This is a genomic window from Rhizobium rosettiformans W3 (assembly GCF_004912135.1).
In the GTDB taxonomy this organism is placed as follows: domain Bacteria; phylum Pseudomonadota; class Alphaproteobacteria; order Rhizobiales; family Rhizobiaceae; genus Allorhizobium; species Allorhizobium rosettiformans.
Map to the genome: position 1 here is coordinate 209,533 of NZ_STGU01000007.1, position 25,488 is coordinate 235,020.

Here is a 25,488-nt window from a genome sequence, read left to right on the forward strand (position 1 = left end):
TCAGGCCTTGGCGGCAACGATCAGCATGAAGGCCGGGATGTCATCGCCGAAGCCAACGGGCGTCGGGCCATCGTCGTGGTCGTGATGGCGATTGCGGCGGCGATCGCGGTTGTCGTCATTGGCCGGATAGGGATTGTTGCGGTTGTTGCGCGGGTTCTGGTCGCGACGCTTGTCGGCCTTGCGCTCATTCGCCACCGGTTCCACTTTGACCGCTTCCATCACCTGTTGTTCCTCTGCCGGTTTGACTGGTTCGTTGCGAGCCTCGGTCGGCTTCACATACTCGCTGCGCGTATCGGATTTATGACCGCCGCGCCGCTCGCGACCCTTGTCGCGACCGCGTTTTCCACGGCTTTCGTCATGGCTCTCTGCCGGAGCCGGAAGGCCGGAGAGGTCGCCATCGAGCCATTCGATCTTCTGGTCGATCAGCTTTTCGATGGCGTCGAGGAACTTGGTGTCGCTGCGCGTCACCAGAGTGAAGGCGGCACCGGAGCGTCCGGCACGGCCGGTGCGCCCGATGCGGTGGACATAGTCTTCGGCGTGGATCGGAACGTCGAAGTTGAAGACATGGCTGACATCGGGGATGTCGAGGCCACGGGCTGCAACGTCAGAGGCGACCAGCAGCGTGATCGCGTTCGATTTGAAGTTCGCCAGCATGGTCGTGCGCGAACGCTGGTCCATGTCGCCATGCAGGGCGCCGACGGAAAAACCGTGACGATCGAGCGAACGGAAGAGGTCGGCGACATCCTTCTTGCGATTGCAGAAGATGATCGCGTTCTTGAGATCATCCTGGGCGCGGATCAGGTCGCGCAGGGTGGCGCGCTTCTCGTAATCCTTGTTGTGACAGGCGACGAGACGCTGGGTCACGGTCTTTGCCGTCGAGGACGGAGGCGCGACTTCGATGCGCTCGGGGTTCTGCAGGAACTGGTCGGCCAGCTTCTGGATTTCCGGCGGCATAGTCGCCGAGAAGAACAAGGTCTGGCGGGTAAACGGGATCATCTTGGCGATGCGCTCGATGTCCGGAATGAAGCCCATGTCGAGCATGCGGTCGGCTTCGTCGATGACGAAGATCTCGACCCCCGTCATCAGAAGCTTGCCGCGCTCGCAATGGTCGAGCAGGCGGCCGGGCGTGCAGATGAGAACGTCGGCGCCACGCTCCAGCTTGCGGTCCTGCTCTTCGAAGGAAACGCCGCCGATCAGCAGGGCCACGTTGAGCTTGTGATTCTTGCCGTATTTCTCGAAGTTCTCGGCAACCTGGGCCGCGAGTTCGCGGGTCGGCTCGAGAATCAGCGTGCGCGGCATGCGGGCGCGGGCGCGGCCCTTTTCGAGCAGCGTCAACATCGGGAGAACGAAAGATGCGGTCTTGCCGGTGCCAGTCTGCGCGATGCCGAGAATATCCCGCCGCTGCAGGGCCGGCGGAATTGCGCCTGCCTGGATCGGTGTTGGAATGGTGTAGCCGGCATCGGTGACGGCAGAAAGGACTTTTTGGCTCAGGCCAAGGTCAGCAAAAGTGGTCAAAGGGAAGTAGTTTCCGTTCCTGTTCTCGCGAACATCGCTCTATAGCCCGGCGTATCGGGCTCCAATGGTTGCGGCGAATAGAAGGAAACTGCCGGAAAGTCAAGGAAACCGCCGGATTTACCCCTACAAAGGCTTAATGATCACGATTAATTGGGTTGCACCGTCCAGACTGTCTGTGAGCCGGCGCTCGGCCTTTGATATTTGCTAGGCGAATCGCGCTGTTCGTCAATTGATCAGCGGCGTCAGCTTCATTCCGGCATTCAGGAAACGCATCGGGTCCACGGGTGCTCCGTTGCGGCGAACTTCGTAGTGCAGATGCGGTCCCGTCGAGCGGCCCGTCGATCCGGACAGGCCGAGGATCTGACCCGGTTCGACCGTGTCGCCTTCACTTACCAGAATGCGGGACATGTGGCCGTAGCGTGTCGATAGCCCAAAGCCGTGGTCGATCTCCACCATGTTGCCATAGCCGCCGGAAAAGCCGGCGGTGACGACCTTGCCGGAGCCGGTCGAGCGGATTTCCGTACCCGTCGGCGCGCGAAAATCGATGCCGGCATGCATGGCGAGGCCACCAAAGAATGGGTCTGGGCGGTTGCCGAATCGGCTGGTGATGTCGCGGCCGGGAGCCGGATTGGCGAAGGGGAGCCGCTTGGCGGTGTCGCGAACCGTTTCCAGCCGCGTCAGGGCGGCATCGAGCGCGTTCAGCGAGGCATTGAAGTCCCGGTCGGATTGCGGTGCGAGATATGGACCGCCCACGGCGTCGGCCACGGGCAGGGAGGCCTGTTCGTCGACAGGTACGCCCTGGCGCTTGAGGATCGCTGCGATTTCATCGGCCGTCTGCGAGGCGCCGCTTGCCAGTTCCTCGATCCGCTGCAGCTGTTCGGCCTCGATCTCCTTCAGCGACAGCGTCATGTGGGAAAACAGCCTGTCGGCGCGATCGGCAACATTTTCGCCGGTCATCGGGACATAGCCGAGGGCCAGCACGGGTTTGCGAGAAGCGTCCGATCCCGGAGCCATCTTCGGCTCGCTCAGCAAGGCCGCGAAGGCCTGCGTGCTATTCGGCAAGGCGGCCTGGTCGTTGCTGTCGATCATGGGCTTGTCGGCCGGGACCGGTCCGTCGCTCGGAAGGGAGCCTGTCGTGTCTGCACCCTGCAGCAGAGCGCCAATGCGGCCATGGCGCGAGGTCAGAGCCATCTGCTGTTCGAGCAGCTTTTCAACCTTGTCCTCGACCACCTGCTGGTCGAGCAGTTGGCGGGAGGTGACACGATCGACCTGAGCGCGCAGGGCCGCGATCCGGTCTTCATATTCATGCTGCATGCGTGCCTGTCGAGCCATGGTGGCGCCGATCAGATTGTCACGCAGGACGAGATAGGTGGTGGCACCCAGATAGCCGATGGCCATGGTGCCGAGAAAACAGACGGTCAGCGTCACCATCCAGGGACGGATCGTCATGTGGCGGATGCGGTCGCCGCTCGCCAGGATGACGATGTGCTGTTCCTTGCGTTTGCCGAAGACCTGGCCGTTCGAACTCGTCGCCACGCTCACCCCCATTTATTCCGGGCTGAGCGTTGATGTGCGCGTGCCCGATGGCAGCGAGTCGCCTGTCCGCTCCCGCCGCAGGAAGTTACGCATAATTAGGGTTAATGAAGCGTTAGGCGCTTGGAATTGCGTGTCAAAACGACGAGTTGTTCTTCGAGGATAGCGACCGGTAAAATGATGGTGTCAGTCCTGCCTCGGCACGGGCAACGTCGTTGAAGGGCGCCTTCAACTGACCGCGGAAGTTGGCCCGCACCAGATCCTGGAAGGCACGCGCCGGATCCCGTTTTTCGCGGGCGCAGAGGAAACGGAACCATTTGGCGCCGACCGCCACATGGCCTTTCTCGTCCTCATAGATGACCTTCAGGACATCCGCGCTCTTGATGTCGCCGGTTTCGCGCATCTTCTCCTGAAGCGAAGGTGTCACGTCGAGCCCGCGGGCTTCGAGGATCAACGGGACAACGGCCAGCCGAGCCGTCAGATCGTTCTTCGTCGAATGCGCGGCCTGCCAGAGACCATCATGGGCCGGCATGTCGCCGTAATCGGCGTCGAGCATCCGCAACCGGTCGCGCACCAGCCGGAAATGCTTGGCCTCCTCGTAGGCCACCTTCATCCACCCGTCGAAGAAGGAGTGAGGCACTGGCTCCGTGGCAAAGCGGGCGACGATGTCGAGGGCGAGGTCGACTGCGTTGAGCTCGATATGCGCGAGCGCATGAAGAAGCGCGATGCGGCCGGGCAGGGTGTGCAGAGACCGCTTTTCGACCGCCTTGGGCGGCACCAGTTCCGGTTTTGCCGGCCGTCCCGGTCTGTCAGGCAAAGGCGGGTCGAGCGGCGAGCGCAGCGAAAGCCGTCGCTCCTGCCACCGGAGTGCCGCGGCTTGAGCGAGCGCCGTCTTCTCGTCGAGGTCGGCGCTCAGGATCGCAAGAGTGGCAGCGCCGCGAAGGGAATGAAAAGCCGTCTCGGGCTGCATCGTCTCAGGCATGTCAGAGGGCCTGCGCTGCCTTCAACACGGCCTCGGCATGGCCGGGAACCTTCACCTTGCGCCAGACTTCGGCAACCTTGCCCGCTTTGTCGATCAGGAAGGTCGAGCGCTCAACGCCCATGTAGGTCTTGCCGTACATGCTCTTTTCCTTCCAGACGCCATAGGCTTCGAGCGCCTTGTGTTCCTCGTCGGCCGCGAGCACGACGGAGAGGTTATGCTTGGCGGCGAACTTATCGTGGCTCTTCACCGAATCGGGCGACACCCCGATGACGGTCGCGCCGAGCTTCTCGAACTCGCCGGCGAGGCCCGAGAAATCGATGGCTTCTGTCGTGCAGCCGCTCGTGTCGTCCTTCGGATAGAAGTAGAGAACCACCGGTTTTCCGGCGAAATCGGAAAGGGAAATCGTGCCTCCGCCGTTGCGGGGCAGGGAGAAATCGGGGGCCATGTCCCCTGCAGTCAAATCCGTCATGGGATAACCTTTCTTTTGCCCGTTTTGTGGGTGATTGTGGGCGTCATCGATATATAGTCCGCTCCGCAGTCGTCCAGAGCGACTTGTTAGCGGCATCGATCGACGGAGACAATCACCAGGACATGTCGGAGATCCGGGGCGAAAAGCTACGGTTTCGCAAGCGGGACATCGTACCCTTGCATGCTCTTCCGTCTGCCCAGGCCGAGGATCCCTTGATCGTGCATTGTCCGCCGCCGAAGCGGTCCTTGCTCCGTCGATTTTCGCGGGTTCTTGCGGGCTTTGCCGGGCTCTGGCTCATCGTGTTTTTTGCCGTCTACGCGGTCGTCGAGAGCGGCACACTCGATGCGGCACTCGCCCAGCGGGCGCAAACGGTTCTCAACAATGCGCTCGGTCCGAAATTCTCCGCCGAAATCGGCGGCACCGAGGTCCGGTTCTCCAACAATCTGGAACTGACCGTCGAGGCGCGGGACGTCACGCTGCATGAGCAGGCTGGCGGTCAGCGGGTGGCGCTGACAAATTCCGTTCGCTTCATCGTCGAACCGCTGGCGCTGTTCGGTGGTCGCTTCTCGATACGCGAAGTGGTCAGCGAAGGCATCAATCTCGACGCGACCGTGCTGCCCAAGGGCAAGCCGATCGATCTCACCAACTGGCGCGTCGATCAGGTGCCGGCGCGACTGACGGATGCTTTTGCAGAGCTCGACCGGCTGCAGGGCTTCATTGCCCGGGGCGGCCTCGATCGGATGCGGCTGGCGGGGTTGGAGATCGCCTCCACCAGCGCAAGCGGAAGACCGCTGACGATCGCCATCGACGATGTCGTGCTGGAGCGCGGTGATGACGATTCCCTTTCGATCTTCGGCGCGGTTTCCGTCAACGGGCAGCAGACAGAGCTCACGGCGCTCACCACCAATGTCGGTGGCCGTGCCGAGACGCTGACGATGCGGGTTGCCGATATCCGGGTCACGCCCTTCCTCCTGCGCCGCTCGAGCACGGGCGAAGCGCGCCAGGGGATCGAAGGCTCGGCGGAACTCCTTCTCAATGCGCGGCGCGCCGATGGCAGCCAGGCAGCTGCCATTTCGCTCGGCATCAACATGCAGAACGGTGGCTTCTACTCCGACGGCCAGCGGCAGGACCTCACCGATGCCAGACTGAAGTTCTCCTATGACTTTGCCAAGGACACGATCGAGCTTGCCGATTCGGTGGCGCGGTTTAGCGAAACCGTCTTCCCGCTGTCCGGTGGCATCATCGATCTCGACCGGCTTCCGGAAGGGCCAAATTTCGGCAAGGGCTTCGGCATCGATCTCGTGGTCAACGACGGCAAGGCCAATGTGCCGGCAGCCGGAGAGACGCCCTTTCCCTTCTTCATGAAAGGCTATGGCCGTTATCTCGTTGCCGAAAACATGCTGCAGCTCGACACGCTCGATGTCTCGACGCCGAGCGGCAACATGGCCGGCAAGTTGCAGGTGCGCTTTGGTGGCACCGGTCCGGAGATCCGGTTTAAAGCCGGCGTGCAGAACATGCGCACAACCGTAGTCAAGCAGCTGTGGCCCTATTGGATCGCATCAAAGCCGCGGCAATGGGTGCTCGAAAACCTCTATGGCGGCGTCATTCCGAGCGGCACGATCGATGTCTTCATCCCGCAGAACCGTCTCTCGATCGACCCGAAGCCCGTGCGCCTCAATGCGGATGAGTTGAAGATCGGCTTCGATCTCGAAGATGCGCGCCTGAACCTGACAGGTGAATTGCCGCCGTTGCGCGATCTCTATGGCCGGTTCGACATGGTGGGCGAGCGGGTGGATGTCGATATCCGCTCGGCCGGGTCTTTCTTCCCGTCCGGCCGGATGGTCAAGCTGGAGCGCGGCCGGCTTGTTCTGCAGGACGCCTACGAAAAGCCGCTGATGGCCGATCTCGACCTTGATGTCAGTGGTGCGGCCGATGCCGTTGCCGAACTCGTCTCGTTCAAGCCGATCGAGGCGCTGAGGGTCGTCGACTTCAAGCCCGACGACTTTTCCGGCCAGGTGCGCGGTCAGGCCAAGATCCGCCTCGGGCTCGTGCCCGATCAGGGGCCGCCCGACCCCGTCTGGAATGCGGAGGTCGATCTTGAGGACGTCGACATATCGAAGCCCTTCGACGGACGCCAGATCGCCGATGTCTCGGGCAAGCTCTCCGTCGACATGGCAAGCGCCAGGCTCGATGCCGAGGCCCGCATCGACGATGTGCCGATGGAGATCGAACTCACCGAACCGATCCGCAAGGGTGAAGGAGAGGTCAACCGCGAACGGGTGGTGACCGCGACGCTCGACAACGCCATGCGCGAAAAGCTGGTGCCCGGACTTGACGAGATCATCAATGGCCCGCTGAAGGTCGAGTTGCGGCGCCTGGACGAGACACGCCAGTCGGTGTCCGTCGATTTGCGCTCGGCGACCCTCACCATCCCGTGGGTGGGCTGGGCCAAGGGCCAAGGCATCGGTGCGACAGCGAAATTTGAACTGTCGAAGAGTGGTGATCTGTCGCTGATCGAGAAGTTCGAGCTCGCCGGTGACGGCTTCGGTGCCAGCGGCAAGATTTCCGCTGACGATTCGGGGCTCGTGGCTGCCGATCTCTCACGCGTGCGCCTGTCGCCGGAAGATGAGGTTGCGCTCACGGTTCGACTGTCCAAGGGTGTCTATTCGGTCGTTGCGAATGGCCGCGCTTTCGACGCGCGTTCGGTGCTCAACACCTTGCACGGCCCGGCCGGGGGCGGTGAAGCGGCCAAGTCGCGGACGTCTCTCAGGATCGAGGGGCGGTTCGACCGCGTGCTCGGCTTCGGTGGCGAGGATCTGTCGGGCGTGTCTATTCTCTACGGCGCGTCCAGGGGCCGGGTGAGTGCCGTCGACTTTTCCGGCGTGACCCGCAGCGGCCAGGCCGTGGTTGCCAAGCTCCGCCAGCCGAACGACCTGCGCGAACTGTCGGTGACGACGAGTGACGCCGGCGCCCTGCTGCGTTTCCTCGATACCTACAAGCGTCTCGGCGGTGGTCTTGCCAATCTGAGGCTGACGGAAACACGCGAGGGTTCCTGGAGCGGCAGTCTCGACCTGCGCAATTTCCAGGTCGAGAACGAAGAGCGCCTGCAGACCATCGTTTCGACGCCGACCGGTGCCGATGGGCGCAGTCTCAACACCGCCGTCCGCAGGGATATCGATGTCAGCTCGGCCCGCTTCCAGCGCGCCTTTGCGCGACTTGCCCTTGTTGACGGGACCTTGAGCGTCGAGAACGGGATCGTGCGCGGCGAGCAGATCGGTGCGACCTTCCAGGGGATCGTGCGCGACAGGTCCGGACGCATCGACCTCACCGGCACCTTCATGCCGGCCTATGGCCTGAACCGTCTGTTCGGTGAGTTGCCGGTCATCGGAGCAATCCTCGGAAACGGCCGGGATCGCGGCCTGCTCGGCATCACCTTCAAGCTCACCGGTGCTACGACGAAGCCCAATCTGGCGATCAATCCGCTGTCGATCATCGCGCCCGGCGTTTTCCGCCAGATCTTCGAATTCCGCTGAGCGTCAGCGGTTCTATTCGCGCTCCAGCATGATGACCGGCAGTGCCAGGCGCCGCGCCGCGATAATCTTGGCATAGCCGCCGGGGCCACCGGAATTGCGGCAGACGAGATGGGTGATCCCATGGGCGCTGAAGAGATCGGCCTCGCGATCCGGATCGCTGGCGGGCTTGCCCAAGACAAGCACGTGATCCGAGAAAGCGAGGGGCGTCTCTGGCGGATCGACCATCCTGATGACGAAGCGGCAATCGTGGCGCGCGCTAAAGGCGTCGAGATACTGACGCCCGAGCGCGAGAAAGACCGTAGCACCCGGTGGCAAGGCTTCGGCCGCCGCGTCGAGTGTTGCCACCGCCTTCCATCGGTCGCCGGGTTGCTTCTGCCAGCGGGGTCTCAGCCGTTGCTCGAGCGGAATGCCTGATAAGGCGGATGCCTTGATGGCGTTTTCGCTGATGCGTCTGGCGAAGGGATGCGTGGCGTCGATCAGTCTGTCGAAGCCTTCTTCCCGGAGATAGGTGGCGAGGCCTTCCGCTCCGCCGAAGCCACCGATCCGTACCGAACCTTCCGGCTGCACCGGATCGATTGTCCGGCCGGCAAGCGACGTCGTCACATCGTGGCCTTCTCTGACCAGGGTTTCGGCGAGCTCACGTGCCTCGACCGTGCCACCGAGGATCAGGATTTTTTGCTGTGCCGGACGATCACTTTGCATGGGCGATGATCGTGCCCTTGCGGTCGGTGACGAGGATATCGACGCTGACGCCGCTGTCCCGCAGGACGCCTTCAGCTGTCTTTTTGGCCGTCTCAGCCACAGCCTTTGCAATGTCGATGCCGGCGGCCGTCATGATCTCGAGCGCCTCCATCGCCGTGTTCGCGCTTTCCACAGCACCCCGCTCGTGCTCTCGAAGCGATGCCGCGCAGGGGAGGGACAAGTAGAACCCGTTGTCGACCTGGCTGCGGGAGGAATGGAGATCAAGCGCGCCCTGGGCGAGTTTGGACATCTTGGCAAAGCCGCCAGCGATCGTCAGACGGGGAACGGGATGACTGCGCAGATATTTGAGGAGCCCTCCGGCAAAGTCCCCCATGTCGATCAAGGCGCCATCAGGCAGGCGGTGAAAGTTTTGCGCCGCCTTTTCGGATGTCGAGCCGGTGGCCCCGAGCAGATGGGTCAGCCCCTCGGCCCGCGCCACGTCGATGCCCCGGTGGATCGAATGGATCCAGGCCGCGCAGGAGAAGGGATGCACCACGCCCGTGGTGCCGAGAATGGAAATGCCGCCCAGTATGCCGAGCCGCGGGTTCCAGGTGCTCTGGGCGATCGTCTCTCCGCCGGGCACGGAAATTCTGATCTCCACGTCCGGCGACACCCGATGTTCTTGCGCAAGTGCCTCGATTTCGGCTGTCATCATCGCCCGGGGTACGGGATTGATCGCGGCCTCACCCACGGCGATCGGCAGGCCGGCCTTGGTGACCGTGCCGACACCGTCGCCGGCCACAAAGCGGATGCCGCTTCCGGGAGGCAGGCGTTTGACCGACGCGATTACGGTGGCGCCATGGGTCACATCCGGATCATCCCCCGCATCCTTCACGATGCCAGCATAGGCGCTCTCACCGTCGAAGCCTTCTCGGGCAAGCGCGAAGGCCGGCGTTTCGCCTTTCGGCAGGGTGATGGAGACCGGATCCGGGAACTTTCCGGTGAGAAGAGCCGTAAAGGCCGCCTTGGTTGCCGCGGTCGCACAGGCACCCGTGGTCCAGCCATTGCGCAGCAAGGCAGCGCCCTCCGGCTTCTCCAGCCGCTGGGTCTCCACAGCATCTTTCGCGTCCGGTCGCTTGGCGTCGCTCATGGCTCGCTTATAGGCGAGGCGGCTGCCGGGCGAAAGGCGGATGACGCTTGCCAGCATACGGAAAGCCGCATCTCGGAATTGCAATTTTGCCGCACGGGGCCTAGACCATGAGCATGAGTGACACGACGCGTCTAGCCCTGCCCACGAGCCTGCCGGCAATCCAGCCCGGCCATGTGTGGCTGGCCGGTGCCGGCCCCGGGGATCCCGGCCTTTTGACGCTGCTGGCAGCCAAGGGCCTGTCGGAAGCCGATGTCATCGTGCATGACGCGCTCGTCAACGAAGACTGCCTCAAGCTCGCCCGGACCGGTGCCGTGCTCGAATATGCCGGCAAGCGGGGTGGCAAACCCTCCGCCAAGCAACGTGACATTTCGCTTCGGCTGGTCGAGCTTGCCAAGGCCGGCCATCGGGTCCTGCGCCTCAAGGGTGGCGATCCCTTCGTCTTCGGACGTGGCGGCGAAGAGGCGCTGACGCTGATCGAACACAATGTGCCCTTCCGCATCGTGCCCGGCATTACCGCCGGCATCGGCGGCTTGGCCTATGCCGGGATCCCGGTGACCCATCGTGAGGTCAACCACGCGGTCACCTTCCTCACCGGACATGATTCCTCCGGGGTCGTGCCGGATCGGATCGACTGGCATGCGATCGGTCGCGGCTCCCCTGTTATCGTCATGTATATGGCGATGAAACATATGGGGCAGATTGCCGCCAACCTGATGGCGGCCGGCCGGCGTGCCGAAGAGGCGGTTGCCTTCGTCTGCAATGCCGCCACGCCGGAGCAGACAGTGCTCGAAACCACGCTCGGCCGTGCCGAGGCCGACATGCTGGCAGCCGGCATCGAACCTCCGGCAATCGTCGTCATCGGCGAAGTCGTGCGTCTGAGGCCCTCGCTGGACTGGCTCGGCGCCTTGTCGGGACGCAAGCTGCTGCCGGATCCCTTTGCGGTGGAGCGGAAAGACACGGCATGAGCGGTTTGATGATCGCCGCGCCGGCTTCCGGGTCGGGCAAGACGGTGGTGACGCTCGGCCTGATGCGTGCGCTGCGGCGACGGGGTGTTGCGGTGGCGCCAGGCAAGGCCGGACCCGATTATATCGACCCGGCCTTTCACGCAGCCGCCAGTGGCGCCTCCTGCTTCAACTTCGACCCCTGGGCCATGCGGCCAAATTTTCTCAGGTCCCAGGCCGAGCGCTGCTCGATAAACGGTACAATGATCATCGAAGCGATGATGGGCCTGTTCGACGGTGCGGCCGACGGCGGCGGCAGTGCCGCGGATCTGGCGGCTCTGTTGTCGCTGCCGGTCGTGCTCGTCGTCGACTGCGCGCGCACGTCCCAGTCCGTCGCGGCTCTCGTCACCGGTTTTGCGCGGTTTCGTCCTGATGTGCGTGTCGCCGGCGTGATCCTCAACCGGGTGGGCAGCGATCGGCACGAGACGATGCTGCGGTCTGCGATGGCTCAGACGGAGATAGCCGTTCTCGGTTGTCTCCGAAGCGATCCCGCGCTCGCACTGCCAGAGCGTCATCTTGGGCTTGTTCAGGCGGGCGAGCATGGCGCGTTGGAGGTATTCATCGAGCACGCAGCCGATGCCGTCGAGAAGGGCATCGATCTCGACACGCTGATTCAGCTTGCGGGCCAGAGCGCCGCGGCTTCTCCCTCAGCAGCGGTTGCCGGCCTCTTGCCGCTCGGGCAGCGGATTGCAGTGGCCCGTGACATCGCCTTTGCCTTTTCCTATCCGCACCTCATCGAAAGCTGGCGGGCGCAGGGGGCTGAGATATCCTTCTTCTCGCCGCTGGCCGACGAGGCCCCACACGCTGACGCCGATGCCGTCTATCTGCCGGGCGGTTACCCGGAGCTGCATGCGGGTAGGCTGGCAGCTGCGGCAGATTTCCATGCTGGCATGCTCGCAGCGGCCGAGCGTGGCGTCACGATCTATGGCGAGTGCGGGGGCTATATGGTGCTGGGCGAAGGCCTGATCGATGCCAGTGGTGCGCGGCACGGGATGCTCGGCCTGCTGCCACTCGTCACCAGCTACGCCGCCCGCAAGCGCCATCTCGGCTATCGGCGTCTGACATCACTGGCGCCGGATCTCTTTGCCGGTGCCTTCACCGCGCATGAGTTCCACTACTCGAGCGTCGTCTCCGAGGGTTCAGTCGACCGTCTCTTCGCCGCCGAGGATGCGCTCGGTGAGCCGCTGGGCTCTGTCGGTCTGCGCCGTGGTTCGATCGCCGGGTCTTACATGCATCTGATCGACATCGCCGGAGAGAGCCGATGAGCGCACCGATCCAGCATGGCGGCGGGCTTGCGGCAGCGGCGGCGTTTCATGGCGGCCGGATCGAGGACTGGCTGGACCTCTCCACCGGCATCAATCCTTGCCCGCCCGATCTGCCCGCGATCCCGATGCGCGCCTGGCACAGACTTCCCGACCTGGAGCGTGAACTGGCTGCGCGGGAGGCTGCCCGGCTGTACTATCGTTCGGGCGAGCACCTGCCTCTGCCCGTACCGGGCACACAGTCCGTCATCCAGCTGCTGCCGCGCCTTGTTCCCGCAGGCGCGCGGGTCGCCGTCGTTTCTCCGACCTATGGCGAATATGTCCGTGCTTTCACCGTGGCGGGGCTTGCCGTCGACATGGTCGATGATCTCGAGCACGTGACCGCCGAACATTGTCTCGTCGTGGTCGTGAACCCGAACAATCCGGATGGCCGGCTCCACGGCCGGGAGAGATTGCGCCGGCTCGCCGAGACGCTTGCGCGGCGGAATGGGGTGCTCGTGGTCGACGAAGCCTTCGGGGACATGCAGCCCGATCAGAGCCTCGCCGGCGACGTCAGCCCGAACCTCATTGTCTTCCGCTCGTTCGGCAAGTTCTTCGGCCTTGCCGGTGTGCGGCTGGGTTTTGTGATCGCCGATGAGCCGATCGCTGCGCGGTTTTCCGATTGGCTCGGGCCCTGGGCCGTCTCCGGCCCCGCGCTGATCCTCGCCGAGCAACTGATGACCTCGGATACCGACATCATCGCCGACCGCATCAGACAACGCGCCCGCGCCCTGCGCGATGTTCTTGCAACGGCAGGCCTGACAATTCGCGGCGGTACCGACCTTTTCCAACTGGTCGAGGATGCGCAGGCCGGCGACGTGCACCAGCACCTCTGCAAGCACCACATTCTGACGCGCAAGTTCGACTATCGCCCGGACTGGCTGCGTTTCGGCCTTGCTCCGGATGAGGCGTCGGACAAGCGGTTGCTGGATGCACTCGCATCGTTTCGGAGACCCTGAGGCATGAGCCATCTCCTCATCCTTCTTGCCGCGATCGGGCTCGACCGCATCGTAGGGGACCCGCCCTGGCTCTGGCAGCGCGTTCCGCATCCGGTCGTGATCTTCGGCAAGGGCATCGATCTCTTCGAGAAGCGGCTGAATACCGGGGCTTTCACCCCGGAAGGTCGCCGGCTGAATGGTGTCTTCACCATCCTCGCACTGCTTGCGCTGACGATACTCGTCGGCATGCTGCTTTCCATGATCTTCCATCACCTGGGATTTCTGGGGCTTATTCTGGAGATCATCGTCGTTGCGGTTTTCCTCGCGCAGAAGAGCCTCGGCGATCATGTGCAGGCGGTTGGCGATGGTCTCTTGCGCAATGGTCTCGAGGGAGGGCGGCAGGCGGTTGCCATGATCGTCGGACGCGATCCGAAGACGCTCGATGAGGCGGGCGTGTCGCGCGCTGCCATCGAGAGCCTGTCGGAGAATTTCGCCGACGGCGTCGTCGCGCCCGTCTTCTGGTATCTGATTGCGGGTCTTCCCGGCATCCTGGCCTACAAGATGCTGAACACCGCCGATTCCATGATCGGGCACAAGAACGAACGCTTCCTGCAATTCGGCTGGGCGTCTGCCCGCCTTGATGATCTCGCAAACTGGCCCGCCGCGCGGCTGTCCGCCGGCTTCATCGCCGTGGCAGCCTTACTCCGGCTTGGGGCGGGGGCAGGGCGCCGTTCGCTCTCTGCGGCCTTGCGCGACAGCGGCTTGCATCGCTCGCCGAATTCCGGCTGGCCGGAGGCGGCCATGGCGGGAGCGCTCGATCTGCAACTTGCAGGCCCGCGCGTCTATGGCGGGATCAGGGTCAGCGAGCCGATGATGCATGCGGCCGGCCGGGCTGATGCTGGCCCGCAGGATATCCTGTCCGGCATCCGCGTCTTCTACACGGCCTGCAGCGTCATGGCCTCATCCGTCGCGCTTGCCTGGTTGATGGTGCGCATTTTCTGATCGCATGCCGCAAGGGCATGCGGAGGTCCCTTGTAAAATCGGGATTGTCCGATCAATCGACGCCGGCTGCGTCTCGCAGGCGGTCGAGCTTCGGCACGATGACGTGCCGATTGTTCTCGATGACGATGATGCCGTCCTTGCGCAGCTTCGTCATCTGGCGGCTGACGGTCTCGATCGTCAATCCAAGGAAGTCGGCGATATCGGCCCGCGACAGTGGGAGGTCGAAAGTTTGGGTGCCTTCGCTTTCCGGGTCGATATGGGTTGCGATCAGGTATAGGAAGCTTGCGACCTTTTCCTGCGCGGTCTTGCGACCCAGCGTCAGCATCCAGTCACGGGCTTCGTCGAGTTCCTTCAGCGACTGGGCATGCAGCTTGCGCTCCATATCCGGCACTTCGCCGACCATGCGGTCGACAATGTTACGCGGGAAGGTGCAGATTTCCGTGTCGGTCGCGGCTTCTGCCGTGATCGTGCTTTCGCCAAGGAAGGGCCGACCGAGGAAATCCGGGGCAAACTGTAGGCCGACGATCTGCTGGCGGCCATCGGCCATCATCTTCGACAGCTTGATCACGCCCTTCAGGATATTGCTGTAGCTGCCGACCTGTTCGCCCTGGCCGATCACCTCATTGCCCGAGTCGATCCGCCGACGCATTGAATGCTTGTTGAGCTCGGTCAACTGCGAGGCCGTCAGGACCGAACACAGGCCACCATGGCGCGCCTCGCAGGAACGACAAACGGCCGGAGCCTCGCATTCCGGGAAGTGTTTTCGATAGGTGTCCATGGTCGTGCCATCCCGTGTGACCGGTTCTCGACAAAAACCGTCGTAACCGGTCGGTGCCCCGTTTCGGGCCGCTGAGTTTCAATAAACTCTACGTGAGAAATCTATCAGTAAATTGATCGAAGTCAAAGGATGGATCTGCTGACGGCTCTATCTTTGGTCGTAGCTCGACACATCCAAGGCAGCGCAAATCCATGCAAAATCCTCTACTTTCCAAGTATTCCGGCGCTGTTCCACGGTATACGAGCTATCCGACGGCGCCACACTTCAACGAGGCCGTGGACTGCGGCAAATATGCGCAGTGGCTGAAGGCCATTACTGGACAGGAGAGAATCTCTCTCTATATCCATGTGCCCTATTGCGATCGCCTTTGCTGGTTCTGTGCCTGCCATACCAAGCACACGCTGAAATACGAGCCGATCGCCATCTATCTGGAATCGTTGAAGAAAGAGATCGCTTCGGTCGGCGCGCTGGTCTCGCGAGATGCCGCCGTCACGGCCGTGCATTTCGGTGGCGGTTCTCCCACCATGCTGCGCCCGGACGACCTCGTCGGCCTGATGACGGCGCTGCGCTCCGTCTTCAGTTTCGCCGATAACGTCGAGATCAGCGTGGAGATGGATCCCAACGACCTCGACGAGCCGCGTTATGATGCGCTCGCTGCCATCGGCATGACCCGTGCCAGCCTCGGGGTTCAGGACTTCCACCCTGAGGTGCAGAAAGCGATCAACCGGATCCAGACGTTTGAACACACAAAATCCGTCGTCGATGCGGTGCGGGCGCGTGGCGTGCATTCCGTCAACTGCGACATCCTCTATGGCCTGCCGCACCAGACCGAGGCGACACTCACGGAAACGGTGAAAGACATCCTCTCGCTCGCGCCCGATCGCATCGCTCTTTTCGGCTATGCCCATGTCCCGTGGATGAAGAAGCATCAGACGATGATCAAGGAAGAGGTGCTGCCGGGGCTCGACGAGCGCTTCGCGCAGATGAACCTTGCGGCATCGATGCTGATCGAGGCTGGCTACGAGCCCGTCGGCATCGACCATTTCGCGCTTCCCTCGGATCGGATGGCGATTGCCGCGCGGGAAGGGCGGTTGCGGCGCAATTTCCAGGGCTACACGGATGACGCTGCAGAGGCCCTGATCGGGCTCGGCGCCTCCTCGATCGGGCAGTTGCCGCAGGGCTATGTCCAGAACATGCCGGCAACCGGCGAATACCAGCGCATGGCGGACACTGGTGGCCTGACGGCCGTCCGCGGCATCGAGGTCAGCGCCGACGACAGGCTGCGCCGTCGGGTGATCGAGGAGATCATGTGCCGCTTTGCCGTCGACTTTTCCGATCTGCGCGCCGAGTTCGGCGATGCCGCCGAGGCGATCGTCCTCGAGGCGCGAGCCTTTGCCCAGTCGAACCAGGACGGGATCTGTCTCGTCGAGGGTGACCGCTTCGTCATCACGGAGACCGGCCGTCCCTTCGCGCGGACGATTGCCGCCGTCTTCGACAGCTATCTCGGCAATGGCAAGGGACGCCATTCGATTGCTGTTTAAGCAACACTAACCCCGCAAATTTCGCTGCCGCAAAAAACCACCATTGGCATTTGACGGTGTTTTCCTTATGTGGAACCCAGAATTTGAGACATATGAGGTACAGGCGTGACCGCTACATTCGACAAAGTTGCCGACATCATTGCTGAGACCAGCGAAATCGACCGCGAGACGATCACGCCGGAAAGCCACACGATTGATGACCTCGGCATCGACAGCCTCGACTTCCTCGACATCGTCTTCGCGATCGACAAGGAATTCGGCATCAAGATCCCGCTCGAGCAGTGGACGCAGGAAGTCAACGAAGGCAAGGTTTCGACCGAAGAATACTTCGTGTTGAAGAACCTCTGCGCCAAGATCGACGAGCTTCGCGCCGCAAAGGGCTGATCCGTCTCCAACGAGCGGACATTGTCATGCTGCTTGAATATTTCCAGATGATTGACAAGGTCGAGAGCGTGGATCTCGGCCTTGGTCGTTTGAAGGCCACCTCGACCGTGCCGATGGAAAGCCCTGTCTTCGAGGGCCATTTTCCGGGCATGCCGCTCGTGCCCGGCGTTCTCCTGATCGAGACCATGGCGCAGGCCTCCGGCATGCTTTTGCTCGCGGTCAAGGACTTCGAGGCCATGCCCTTCCTGATGTCGGTCGATGGCGCCAAGATGCGCACTTTCGTCGAGCCCGGTGCGGTCCTCGATATCGAGGCGGAGCTGGAGCATGACGGATCGGGTTTCGCCGTCACCAAGGCGAAGATCACGAGCGCCGGCAAAAAGGTCTGCGACGCGCAGCTGAAGCTGCGCACCATGCCCTTCTCCGAGGTACCGCTGGCGCCAATCGTGCGCAAGCGCGCGGAGGAAGTCGGCCTGATCGCCGCGATGGCCTCTCAAGGCTGACACGCATTCGGCTTCAAGGCAGGCAATCTCCTATTGACCTTGGGGCCTTATTCGGGAAAACCCGCATTTTACGCCGGTGAGCCTGCCGGCGAGAGGATTGCTTATGGTCAAACAACCGAATGATGTGGTGATCACCGGCGTCGGGATCGTCACCTGCCACGGCACCGGCAAGGACGCCCATCTGGCGCTTCTGTCCGCCACGACCGCTCCGGAACCCGTCCTGGAGACCGAAAAATTCGCGCCTTACGTCGTGCACAAGCTGCCTGAGATCGACTGGTCGCAGCAGATCGCCAAGCGTGGCGACCAGCGCCAGATGGAGAACTGGCAGCGTCTCGGCGTCTTCGCCGCCGGTCTCGCGCTCGACGATGCAGGCATGAAGGACGATGCGGATGCCTGCGGCACCATGGACCTGATCGTTGCGGCCGGTGGTGGCGAGCGGGATATCGCCGTCGACAGCCTGATCGTCGACGAGGCCCTGCAGCGCAACGACCGCGAAAAGTTCCTGATCGAGAAGCTGAAGACCGAACTGCGTCCGACGCTCTTCCTGGCACAGCTTTCGAACCTGCTCGCTGGCAATATCTCGATCGTCCACAAGGTGACCGGTTCTTCGCGCACCTTCATGGGCGAAGAAGCCGCCGGCATCTCGGCGATCGCCACCGCCTTCGCCCGCATCAAGGCCGGCCAGTCGACGCATACGCTCGTCGGCGGCGCCTTCGTTTCGGAGCGTCCCGATATCCTGCTGCTCGTCGAGGGCATTCGTGCCCATCAGACCGGACCGTGGCAGCCGCTTTGGGCGCGAGACGGCTCCTCCGGCGGCGGCATGATCCTCGGCACGGTCGGCGCCTTCCTGGTGCTTGAATCACGCGAACATGCCGAGGCCCGTGGCGCGCATATCTATGCCGTGCTCGACGCCGTCGAAGGTGACCGCGGTCAGCGTGACGACGGAAAGCTCGAAGCACGCCTCAGTGGCATGGTTCCGGAAGCCGACCAACTGTCGGCTGCGGACACCGTGGTGTTTTCGGGCGCCTCGGGTCTTGCCGACCTTACGCAACGTGAGAAGGCTCTCCTTACGGAACGTTTCGCCGGCATGCCGGTGCGTGGCTTCGCCGGTTCGATCGGTCATTCAGTCGAGGCGCAGTTCCCCGCGGGTCTGGCGCTTGCCGCCCTTGCGATCGATTCCGGCGCCACCGTGCCGGCCTTCGATCCGGCGCATGAAACGGCTCAGTCCGGTCCGGCCAAACATGCCATCATCTCCACCGTCGGCTATGTGCGAGGCGAAGGCCTTGCCGTGCTCTCGGCCAATGCGTGAGGAGTAAAGATCCATGACCGATCGCCGTTTCAAGGATCATCTCGGCCGCCCGATCATCGCCGTCACTGGCATGGGCGTCATCACCTCGCTCGGCCAGGGGCTTGCCGACAACTGGTCGAAGCTCACTTCGGGCACATCCGGCATCCATTACATCAAGCGTTTCGACACCGAGGGCATGTCGACGCGCATCGGCGGCACCGTCGATTTCGTTGCCGTTCCCGCCAACAATGCCGTCGAGCGCTCCTATGCGCTGGCGCGCGAGACGACCATTGAAGCGCTGGCGCAGGCCGGCATCAATGGCGACTTCAATGGCCCGCTCTTCCTCGCTGCCCCGCCGGTCGAGCCGGAATGGCATGACCGCTTTGCGCTCGCTGAACGCGCTCCGGCCTCGACCCAGCCGGGCGACGCCTATGACCGCTTCCTTGCCGCCATGCGCGAAAAGCCGGATCCGGTCTTTCTCGAAGCGGTGCAGTTCGGCTCGATCTCCGAGCGTCTGTCCGACAAGTTCGGCACCCGTGGTCTGCCGGTGACCCTGTCGACGGCCTGCGCGTCTGGCGCGACCGCGATCCAGCTCGGCGTCGAGGCGATCCGCCAGGGCCGTACGGAACGGGCGCTGACGGTTGCAACCGATGGCTCGATCAGCCCGGAAGCGGTCATCCGCTTCTCGCTGCTGTCGGCACTCTCGACCCAGAATGATCCGCCGGAAAAAGCATCAAAACCCTTCAGCAAGGAGCGCGACGGCTTCGTGATCGCCGAGGGTGCAGCAACCCTGGTGCTGGAATCGCTGGAATCGGCAGTTGCCCGTGGTGCCAAGGTGCTCGGTATCATCAAGGGCTGCGGCGAAAAGGCCGACCATTTCCACCGCACGCGCTCTTCGCCGGACGGCGGTCCTGCGATTGCGACCATCAAGGCAGCCCTTGCAGATGCCGGACTGTCGGAAGAGGCCATCGGCTACATCAATGCCCATGGCACCTCGACGCCCGAGAACGACAAGATGGAGTATGGCGCCATGCTGTCGGTCTTCGGTGACCGTCTGAAGGACGCCATTCCGTGCTCATCGAACAAGTCGATGATCGGCCACACGCTGACGGCTGCCGGTGCGGTCGAAGCCGTGTTCTCGATCCAGACGATGCTGACGGGCACGCTGCCGCCGACGATCAACTACACCAATCCTGATCCGTCGATCGTGCTGGACGTGGTGCCGAACACGAAGCGGGAGGCCTCCGTTTCGGCGGTTCTTTCGAACTCCTTCGGCTTCGGCGGCCAGAACGCCAGCCTTGTCATGACGCGGGAACCGGTCTAAGGCCTGCGCCAACAATTCGGGACGTCATCCTCGGCTTGAGGCCGGGGATCCGCGAACCCTGCTTAAACAATGAAGGTCGGCAGATGCTCGGGACATGCCCGGGCATGACGATGGGAGCGTGACGACGCCTCATCCGCCACCTGGCCCTGAAGGAAACAGTCATGCGCGCATTGCAACTCGTCGAAGACCGCAAGCTCGAAATCGTCGACCTGCCGGAGCCGGATGCACCGGGTCCAGGCGAGGTCACGTTGCGCGTCAAGGCCGTTGCCTTGAACCATATCGACGTCTGGGGCTGGCGCGGCATGGCATTCGCCAAGCGCAAGATGCCGCTCGTCATCGGTGCGGAAGCTTCGGGCGTGGTCGAGGCGATCGGCCCTGGCGTCGGCAATATCCTGCCTGGCCAGTTGGCGGCCGTTTACGGCGCGCGCACCTGCGGTCTCTGCAAGCCCTGCCGCGAAGGCCGTGACAATCTCTGCGAACATGTCGGTGGCGTGCACGGCTTCCACCTCGACGGTTTCGCCCAGGAAAAGATCAACCTGCCGGCCCGGCTGCTCGTGCCGGCACCTCACGGCGTCGATGCAGTCGGTGCCGCTCTCGCTCCCGTCACCTTCGGCACCGTCGAACACATGCTCTTCGACAATGCCAAGCTCGAGCCGGGTGAAACCATCCTTGTGCATGCCGGTGGTTCGGGCATCGGCACGGCGGCCATTCAGCTTGCCAAGAAGATCGGCTGCACCGTCATCACCACCGTCGGTTCCGACGACAAGATCGAGCCGGCCAAGGCGCTCGGTGCCGATCACGTCATCAACTACCGCACCGACCGCTTCGAAGGTGTCGTGCGCAAGCTCACCAAGAAGAAGGGCGTCGACGTCGTCTTCGAACATGTCGGCAAGGACACCTGGGCCGGCTCCATGCTCTGCCTGAAGCGCGGCGGTCGTCTCGTTACCTGCGGTTCGACCTCGGGTGTGTCGACCGACATGAACCTGATGATGCTCTTCCAGCAGCAGCTGAAGCTGCTCGGATCCTTTGGCTGCCGCATGGAGAACATGGCGAACGCCATGCAGAAGATGGCGCGCGGCATCGTGCATCCGGTCATCGACACCGAAGTCACCTTCGACGATATCGACCGGGCGCTCGCCCGCATGGAAGGCCGCCAGGTCTTCGGCAAGATCATTCTGAAGATGGACTGATCGCGTGCGGATGCTCGTCACCCGCATCGTTCTGGCGCTGCGCAAGTTCTATCAGTGGTCCGTCGCCCAGGCGGCCTTCGGCTTCCTGACGGCGCTCAAGATCTTTCCGGCTGATTCCGCGATCAATTTCGCCGACCGGCTGATGCGTTGGGTCGGGCCGAAGACGAAGCGCCATCGCCTGATGCAGGTGAACCTGCGCAATGCGTTTCCTGAAAAGTCCGAGGCCGAGCGCGAAGAGATTGCACTGGCAAGCTGGGGCCATATGGGCCGCCTCGCGGCCGAATACGTCTTCCTCGATCGTCTGTTCGATTTTGATCCGGAGAAACCGGGCGAGGGCAGGGTGGAAGTCTCCGGCGTCGAGCAGTTCCTCGACCTGCGCGACAATCCGCGCCCCTTCATCGTCTTCACCGGCCATACCGCCAATTTCGAGCTCCTGCCGGTCGCGGGTGCCGCCTTCGGGCTTTACGTGACCGTTCTCTTCCGGCCGCCGAACAATCCCTACATCGCCGAGAAGGTCTTCGACTTCCGCCGCAAGCGCATGGGCAAGCTCGTGCCCTCGCATGCCGGCTCGTCCTTCGCGCTGGCCCGGCAGCTGGAGCAGGGCGGCGGCGTCGGTGTGCTGGTCGACCAGAAGTTCAAGAAGGGTCTGGAGACCCAGTTCTTCGGCAATCCGGTCCGCACCAATCCGCTGCTCGCCAAGCTCGCGCGCCAGTTCGAGTGCGAGGTCTATCCGGCGCGCTGCATTCGCCTGCCGGGCAACCGCTTCCGGCTGGAGATCGAGCCACAGTTCATCCTGCCTCGTAACGACAAGGGTCAGATCGACGTCAATGCGACGGCGCAGATGCTGAACAACAAGGTCGAGGCCTGGGTGCGCGAGTATCCGGAGCAGTGGCTTTGGTATCACGACCGCTGGGACATCAAGCGGTCCATCTGATCCCGCTATCACCGCCGCATTATCAGCGCTTTTGATTCGCTCCAGCGTTCTTGCTGTGACGCGCTCGCGTCAGCCTGATTTCTCATCATTCATTTCATTTGGCCCCAACGATATTTTTTGGGCTGGGCGCAATCCTGCCGGTTCTGCCAATTGAAGGTGACACAACCTCATGTTACGCAGCCCGAAGATCTGTGACGTCTTCATTTTTTTTGTCACATCTCAGGGGTGAGGTTGCGAATGTCATTTGGCGAGTTCCGTGATTCGAATCTGCGGGCAATGTTCGAAGCGGTTTCGTTGAAGAATCTTCAGCTGCAGCAGGCCATTCGCAGCGGCAACGACCAGCTCGTGCGGGTTCTCGATCGCGAGATCGACCCGATGATCTCCGCCCTCATCAGCTACCGTGCGTCGGATATCGACGACATCTATCTGCAGATGCGTCTCCTGACGAAGCTTCTGCGCGAAGATGCCGATGACCGGTCCTGCGTCTTGCGGCACGCCTCCATGCTGACGCTGCTGGTCGAACGCTATTTCGGTCCGAAACGGGCAGAGGAGGCGCCGCAGCCGGCGGTATCGTCGGCGCGTCCGGTGCAGGTCGGCGACGACGAGCAGCTGAACGAGGCCATTCTCAACAATCTCCCGGAACGGGTGGCCGTCATCACCTGCGACTACCGCTATCTCTTCGCCAATACGGCCATGGCCCGGATGCTGGGTGTGCGGCAGATGGATATCATCGGTCGCAGCGCCTTCGATCTCTGCCTGGCGGATGGCAATAGCGACTGGCTGCAGGATGCGCTCGATTCGGCGTTTGCCGGGCGGTCCGGTTCGTTCCTCGCCCGCGTTCCCGCCATCATGTCCGAGGGGGACATGCGCGGCCGCTATTCTCCGCTGCGCTCGGCCGATGGCAGCATCAGCGGCGCGATCCTGACCCTGGGTGAATCGGAACCGGTGTTCGGCGAAGTCGCTGCCTGAGGATGCATGATCCGGGAGGTGACGCTCAGGCACCTGCCGTCTGCAATTCCTCGTCCGTCACGCCCTGCAGCAGATGCTCGCGCTCGAACGCGATGTGGCGGCGGATGCCTTCGAAGAAGCCGCGCAGCATATAGCCGACCGCTTCCATATTGACCCGATCGCCGGAGCCAAGCTTGAGCAGCGCGTCCGTCAGTTCCTCGGCGAAGCACTCATCCTCGCAATGCTCGAATTTCAGCCTCTCGAGCGTCGGCCCGAGCGCCTCCGTCGCATCCGGATTGGCCTGCAGCTGCGGAAACAGAACGGTCTCCTCGTAGTGGTGGATGCCCTTGATTAGGGGCCCAAGTGCCTTGGCCGCATAGATGCATTTCTGCCGGTTGATGCTCGCCGGCAGTGAGTCGGCGATTTCTTCCAGTTCCCGGCACAGAGCCAGTTGCTCCGCATGGGCGCGGTCCAGCCATGCGAGGTCGCGCTTGCCGGCGTCGAGCAGGCGGTTGCCCGTCCGCGTGTCCCCCGCGATGCGCTTGCTGTTTTCGATGTTCGTCAGCATGTCCGTTTTCTCCAACGGGGTCGACCGCCGCTCGGCACCCCAGTGCTCCAAGACACGCGCAACGGGCCTTGGTCGATGCGACGTGTCGGTCTTGGTCTCCGATGAACGCGAACCCGATTGCAGCTCAAAGCCTCGCGAATTTTAGAGGTCGGTGCATTGACTTGGATCAAGGTGGATGGCCGTCCCCAATGCGATTGGTGCATCCGACGCGGAAGGAATCTCCAGTTTGGGGACCGCCGCCGCGATGAGATCAGCAAGCGTTGGGGGATTCCAACAATGAACTACACGTTAGAGACACTGGTGATGGCGGTTCTCGCCTTCGCCGCGCTGCTCGGGGTGGCTTTCACCCAGGACAGCCTCTTCGCAGCCCATATGTGGGTTGCCTTCTTCGTGCTCACTGCGGGCACGATCGTCATGCTGCGCCGGATGCAGTTTGCTCCGTCTGCGGCATCCTCCTCCACGCTCAAGCCCAAGGCGCCGCCGTCGGAATATTTCGACGAAGTGGTGCGCTACGGCGTCATCGCGACCGTCTTCTGGGGCGTCGTCGGCTTCCTCGTCGGCGTCGTCGTGGCTCTGCAGCTCGCCTATCCCGATCTCAACATCGAGCCCTGGCTGAACTTCGGGCGCCTGCGTCCGCTGCACACCTCGGCCGTCATCTTCGCCTTCGGCGGTAATGCGCTCATCGCAACCTCGTTCTACGTGGTCCAGCGCACCTCGCGCCAGCGGCTGTTCGGCGGCAATCTCGCCTGGTTCGTCTTCTGGGGCTATCAGTTCTTCATCGTCATGGCCGCCACCGGCTATCTTCTGGGCATCACCCAGGGCCGCGAATATGCCGAGCCGGAATGGTATGTCGATCTCTGGCTCACCGTCGTCTGGGTCGCCTATCTGATCACCTTCATGGGCACGATCATGACCCGGAAGGAAAGCCACATCTACGTGGCCAACTGGTTCTACCTCTCCTTCATCATCACGATCGCGATGCTGCACATCGTGAACAACCTCGCGATCCCGGTCTCCTTCCTCGGCACCAAGAGCTATTCTGCCTTTGCCGGTGTTCAGGATGCGCTGACCCAGTGGTGGTATGGCCACAACGCCGTCGGCTTCTTCTTGACTGCGGGCTTCCTCGGCATGATGTATTATTTCGTGCCCAAGCAGGCCGGACGCCCGGTCTATTCCTACCGCCTGTCGATCATCCACTTCTGGGCCCTGATCTTCATGTATATCTGGGCCGGCCCGCACCACCTGCACTACACGGCTCTGCCGGACTGGGCACAGACGCTCGGCATGGTGTTCTCGGTCATGCTCTGGATGCCCTCATGGGGCGGCATGATCAACGGTCTGATGACGCTCTCTGGCGCCTGGGACAAGATCCGCACCGACCCGATCATCCGCATGATGGTCATCGCGATCGCCTTCTACGGCATGTCGACCTTCGAAGGCCCGATGATGTCGATCAAGGCCGTCAACTCGCTCAGCCACTATACCGAATGGACCATCGGTCACGTTCACTCGGGCGCCCTCGGCTGGGTTGGCATGATCTCCTTCGGTGCCATCTACTACCTGACGCCGAAGCTGTGGAACCGCAACCGCCTCTACTCGCTGCGTCTGGTCAACTGGCACTTCTGGCTCGCCACCCTCGGTATCGTGGTCTATGCCGCCGTGCTCTGGGTTGCCGGTATCCAGCAGGGTCTGATGTGGCGCGAATATGATGCCCAGGGCTTCCTGGTCTACTCCTTCGCCGAGTCGGTCGCCGCCATGTTCCCCTACTATGTCCTGCGTGCCGTCGGCGGTGCCATGTACCTGCTGGGCAGCGTGATCATGGCCTACAACATCCTGATGACCATCCTCGGCTATGAGCGCCAGGAAGCTCCGATCCCCGGATCGGTCGCCCCTGCTGCCCTGCAGCCGGCTGAATGAGGAGGGCACCC

At 62.8% G+C, this 25,488-nt stretch carries 22 protein-coding genes; 14 read left to right on the top strand and 8 right to left on the bottom strand.

The window, feature by feature from the left end; genetic code table 11:
- From FAA86_RS14565 to bcp, 4 genes are all read right to left on the bottom strand, one after another.
- Positions 1 to 1,515 (bottom strand): DEAD/DEAH box helicase, encoded by a 1,515-nt coding sequence (locus FAA86_RS14565; protein ID WP_113459600.1) that lies wholly within the window; start codon positions 1,513 to 1,515, stop codon positions 1 to 3.
- Positions 1,516 to 1,740: 225 nt separating this feature from the next.
- Positions 1,741 to 3,051, bottom strand: coding sequence for a M23 family metallopeptidase (locus tag FAA86_RS14570; RefSeq protein ID WP_377343312.1), 1,311 nt, complete (start codon positions 3,049 to 3,051; stop codon positions 1,741 to 1,743).
- A gap of 133 nt (positions 3,052 to 3,184) precedes the next feature.
- Positions 3,185 to 4,030: a ferritin-like domain-containing protein gene (locus FAA86_RS14575; RefSeq protein WP_167494988.1), complete on the bottom strand. Its 846-nt coding sequence runs from the start codon at positions 4,028 to 4,030 to the stop codon at positions 3,185 to 3,187.
- Between the two features lies 1 nt (position 4,031).
- The gene (gene bcp, locus FAA86_RS14580) at positions 4,032 to 4,499 is read right to left on the bottom strand and encodes a thioredoxin-dependent thiol peroxidase (RefSeq protein ID WP_136541700.1); all 468 of its coding nucleotides are present in this window, start codon (positions 4,497 to 4,499) and stop codon (positions 4,032 to 4,034) included.
- 122 nt (positions 4,500 to 4,621) lie between these two features.
- Between bcp and FAA86_RS14585 the strand changes: the two genes are divergently transcribed.
- On the top strand, positions 4,622 to 8,032 hold the full coding sequence (locus FAA86_RS14585) for a DUF3971 domain-containing protein (RefSeq protein WP_136541702.1): 3,411 nt from the start codon (positions 4,622 to 4,624) through the stop codon (positions 8,030 to 8,032).
- Positions 8,033 to 8,044: 12 nt separating this feature from the next.
- On the opposite strand, the gene FAA86_RS14590 is transcribed toward FAA86_RS14585, so the two are convergent.
- Positions 8,045 to 8,734, bottom strand: a complete 690-nt coding sequence (locus tag FAA86_RS14590) for a cobalt-precorrin-6A reductase (protein ID WP_136541704.1) — start codon at positions 8,732 to 8,734, stop codon at positions 8,045 to 8,047.
- Positions 8,724 to 9,863, bottom strand: coding sequence for a cobalt-precorrin-5B (C(1))-methyltransferase (locus tag FAA86_RS14595; protein ID WP_136541706.1), 1,140 nt, complete (start codon positions 9,861 to 9,863; stop codon positions 8,724 to 8,726). Before FAA86_RS14595 ends, FAA86_RS14590 begins: the two co-directional genes overlap by 11 nt.
- A gap of 107 nt (positions 9,864 to 9,970) precedes the next feature.
- Here FAA86_RS14595 and cobA point away from each other — a divergent pair, with 107 nt between their 5' ends.
- The 4 genes from cobA to cbiB are packed head-to-tail and all read left to right on the top strand — an operon-like array spanning position 9,971 to position 14,105.
- Entirely contained in the window at positions 9,971 to 10,828 is an 858-nt protein-coding gene (gene cobA, locus FAA86_RS14600) for a uroporphyrinogen-III C-methyltransferase (RefSeq protein ID WP_113459605.1), read from the top strand.
- Positions 10,825 to 12,129 carry a cobyrinic acid a,c-diamide synthase CobB gene (locus FAA86_RS14605; RefSeq protein WP_136541708.1) on the top strand — a complete coding sequence of 435 codons (1,305 nt, stop codon included), beginning with the start codon at positions 10,825 to 10,827 and terminating at the stop codon, positions 12,127 to 12,129. The genes cobA and FAA86_RS14605 overlap by 4 nt, the downstream gene beginning before the upstream one ends.
- Positions 12,126 to 13,124, top strand: a complete 999-nt coding sequence (gene cobD, locus FAA86_RS14610) for a threonine-phosphate decarboxylase CobD (protein WP_136541710.1) — start codon at positions 12,126 to 12,128, stop codon at positions 13,122 to 13,124. Before FAA86_RS14605 ends, cobD begins: the two co-directional genes overlap by 4 nt.
- Positions 13,125 to 13,127: 3 nt before the next feature.
- A complete protein-coding gene (gene cbiB / locus FAA86_RS14615; protein WP_136541712.1) occupies positions 13,128 to 14,105 on the top strand; it encodes an adenosylcobinamide-phosphate synthase CbiB in 978 nt (325 codons plus the stop codon).
- 52 nt (positions 14,106 to 14,157) lie between these two features.
- On the opposite strand, the gene FAA86_RS14620 is transcribed toward cbiB, so the two are convergent.
- Positions 14,158 to 14,883, bottom strand: a complete 726-nt coding sequence (locus FAA86_RS14620) for a Crp/Fnr family transcriptional regulator (RefSeq protein ID WP_113459609.1) — start codon at positions 14,881 to 14,883, stop codon at positions 14,158 to 14,160.
- 191 nt (positions 14,884 to 15,074) lie between these two features.
- On the opposite strand from FAA86_RS14620, the gene hemN reads away from it, so the two are divergent.
- From hemN to FAA86_RS14660, 8 genes are all read left to right on the top strand, one after another.
- A complete protein-coding gene (hemN, locus tag FAA86_RS14625; RefSeq protein WP_136541714.1) occupies positions 15,075 to 16,424 on the top strand; it encodes an oxygen-independent coproporphyrinogen III oxidase in 1,350 nt (449 codons plus the stop codon).
- 105 nt (positions 16,425 to 16,529) lie between these two features.
- On the top strand, positions 16,530 to 16,808 hold the full coding sequence (locus FAA86_RS14630; protein WP_003502893.1) for an acyl carrier protein: 279 nt from the start codon (positions 16,530 to 16,532) through the stop codon (positions 16,806 to 16,808).
- Between the two features lie 26 nt (positions 16,809 to 16,834).
- Positions 16,835 to 17,308, top strand: coding sequence for a 3-hydroxyacyl-ACP dehydratase FabZ family protein (locus FAA86_RS14635; protein ID WP_113459611.1), 474 nt, complete (start codon positions 16,835 to 16,837; stop codon positions 17,306 to 17,308).
- 103 nt (positions 17,309 to 17,411) lie between these two features.
- Entirely contained in the window at positions 17,412 to 18,617 is a 1,206-nt protein-coding gene (locus tag FAA86_RS14640; RefSeq protein WP_136541716.1) for a beta-ketoacyl-ACP synthase, read from the top strand.
- Between the two features lie 13 nt (positions 18,618 to 18,630).
- Entirely contained in the window at positions 18,631 to 19,920 is a 1,290-nt protein-coding gene (locus FAA86_RS14645; protein ID WP_136541718.1) for a beta-ketoacyl-ACP synthase, read from the top strand.
- Positions 19,921 to 20,081: 161 nt separating this feature from the next.
- The gene (locus tag FAA86_RS14650; protein ID WP_113376533.1) at positions 20,082 to 21,110 is read left to right on the top strand and encodes a zinc-binding dehydrogenase; all 1,029 of its coding nucleotides are present in this window, start codon (positions 20,082 to 20,084) and stop codon (positions 21,108 to 21,110) included.
- Between the two features lie 10 nt (positions 21,111 to 21,120).
- Positions 21,121 to 22,044 carry a lipid A biosynthesis lauroyl acyltransferase gene (locus tag FAA86_RS14655; RefSeq protein WP_210309959.1) on the top strand — a complete coding sequence of 308 codons (924 nt, stop codon included), beginning with the start codon at positions 21,121 to 21,123 and terminating at the stop codon, positions 22,042 to 22,044.
- Between the two features lie 294 nt (positions 22,045 to 22,338).
- Entirely contained in the window at positions 22,339 to 23,013 is a 675-nt protein-coding gene (locus FAA86_RS14660; RefSeq protein ID WP_246035084.1) for a PAS domain-containing protein, read from the top strand.
- Between the two features lie 25 nt (positions 23,014 to 23,038).
- On the opposite strand, the gene FAA86_RS14665 is transcribed toward FAA86_RS14660, so the two are convergent.
- A complete protein-coding gene (locus FAA86_RS14665; protein WP_136541722.1) occupies positions 23,039 to 23,560 on the bottom strand; it encodes a hemerythrin domain-containing protein in 522 nt (173 codons plus the stop codon).
- Between the two features lie 276 nt (positions 23,561 to 23,836).
- On the opposite strand from FAA86_RS14665, the gene ccoN reads away from it, so the two are divergent.
- The gene (ccoN, locus tag FAA86_RS14670; RefSeq protein WP_136541724.1) at positions 23,837 to 25,477 is read left to right on the top strand and encodes a cytochrome-c oxidase, cbb3-type subunit I; all 1,641 of its coding nucleotides are present in this window, start codon (positions 23,837 to 23,839) and stop codon (positions 25,475 to 25,477) included.
- Positions 25,478 to 25,488: the final 11 nt, after the last annotated feature.

Coding starts and splice junctions, on each gene's coding strand:
- FAA86_RS14575 (WP_167494988.1), bottom strand. CDS start 4,030: ATGCCTGAGACGATGCAGCCCGAGACGGCTTTTCATTCCCTTCGCGGC.
- bcp (WP_136541700.1), bottom strand. CDS start 4,499: ATGACGGATTTGACTGCAGGGGACATGGCCCCCGATTTCTCCCTGCCC.
- FAA86_RS14585 (WP_136541702.1), top strand. CDS start 4,622: ATGTCGGAGATCCGGGGCGAAAAGCTACGGTTTCGCAAGCGGGACATC.
- FAA86_RS14590 (WP_136541704.1), bottom strand. CDS start 8,734: ATGCAAAGTGATCGTCCGGCACAGCAAAAAATCCTGATCCTCGGTGGC.
- FAA86_RS14595 (WP_136541706.1), bottom strand. CDS start 9,863: ATGAGCGACGCCAAGCGACCGGACGCGAAAGATGCTGTGGAGACCCAG.
- cobA (WP_113459605.1), top strand. CDS start 9,971: ATGAGCATGAGTGACACGACGCGTCTAGCCCTGCCCACGAGCCTGCCG.
- FAA86_RS14605 (WP_136541708.1), top strand. CDS start 10,825: ATGAGCGGTTTGATGATCGCCGCGCCGGCTTCCGGGTCGGGCAAGACG.
- cobD (WP_136541710.1), top strand. CDS start 12,126: ATGAGCGCACCGATCCAGCATGGCGGCGGGCTTGCGGCAGCGGCGGCG.
- cbiB (WP_136541712.1), top strand. CDS start 13,128: ATGAGCCATCTCCTCATCCTTCTTGCCGCGATCGGGCTCGACCGCATC.
- FAA86_RS14620 (WP_113459609.1), bottom strand. CDS start 14,883: ATGGACACCTATCGAAAACACTTCCCGGAATGCGAGGCTCCGGCCGTT.
- hemN (WP_136541714.1), top strand. CDS start 15,075: ATGCAAAATCCTCTACTTTCCAAGTATTCCGGCGCTGTTCCACGGTAT.
- FAA86_RS14635 (WP_113459611.1), top strand. CDS start 16,835: ATGCTGCTTGAATATTTCCAGATGATTGACAAGGTCGAGAGCGTGGAT.
- FAA86_RS14640 (WP_136541716.1), top strand. CDS start 17,412: ATGGTCAAACAACCGAATGATGTGGTGATCACCGGCGTCGGGATCGTC.
- FAA86_RS14645 (WP_136541718.1), top strand. CDS start 18,631: ATGACCGATCGCCGTTTCAAGGATCATCTCGGCCGCCCGATCATCGCC.
- FAA86_RS14650 (WP_113376533.1), top strand. CDS start 20,082: ATGCGCGCATTGCAACTCGTCGAAGACCGCAAGCTCGAAATCGTCGAC.
- FAA86_RS14655 (WP_210309959.1), top strand. CDS start 21,121: ATGCTCGTCACCCGCATCGTTCTGGCGCTGCGCAAGTTCTATCAGTGG.
- FAA86_RS14665 (WP_136541722.1), bottom strand. CDS start 23,560: ATGCTGACGAACATCGAAAACAGCAAGCGCATCGCGGGGGACACGCGG.
- ccoN (WP_136541724.1), top strand. CDS start 23,837: ATGAACTACACGTTAGAGACACTGGTGATGGCGGTTCTCGCCTTCGCC.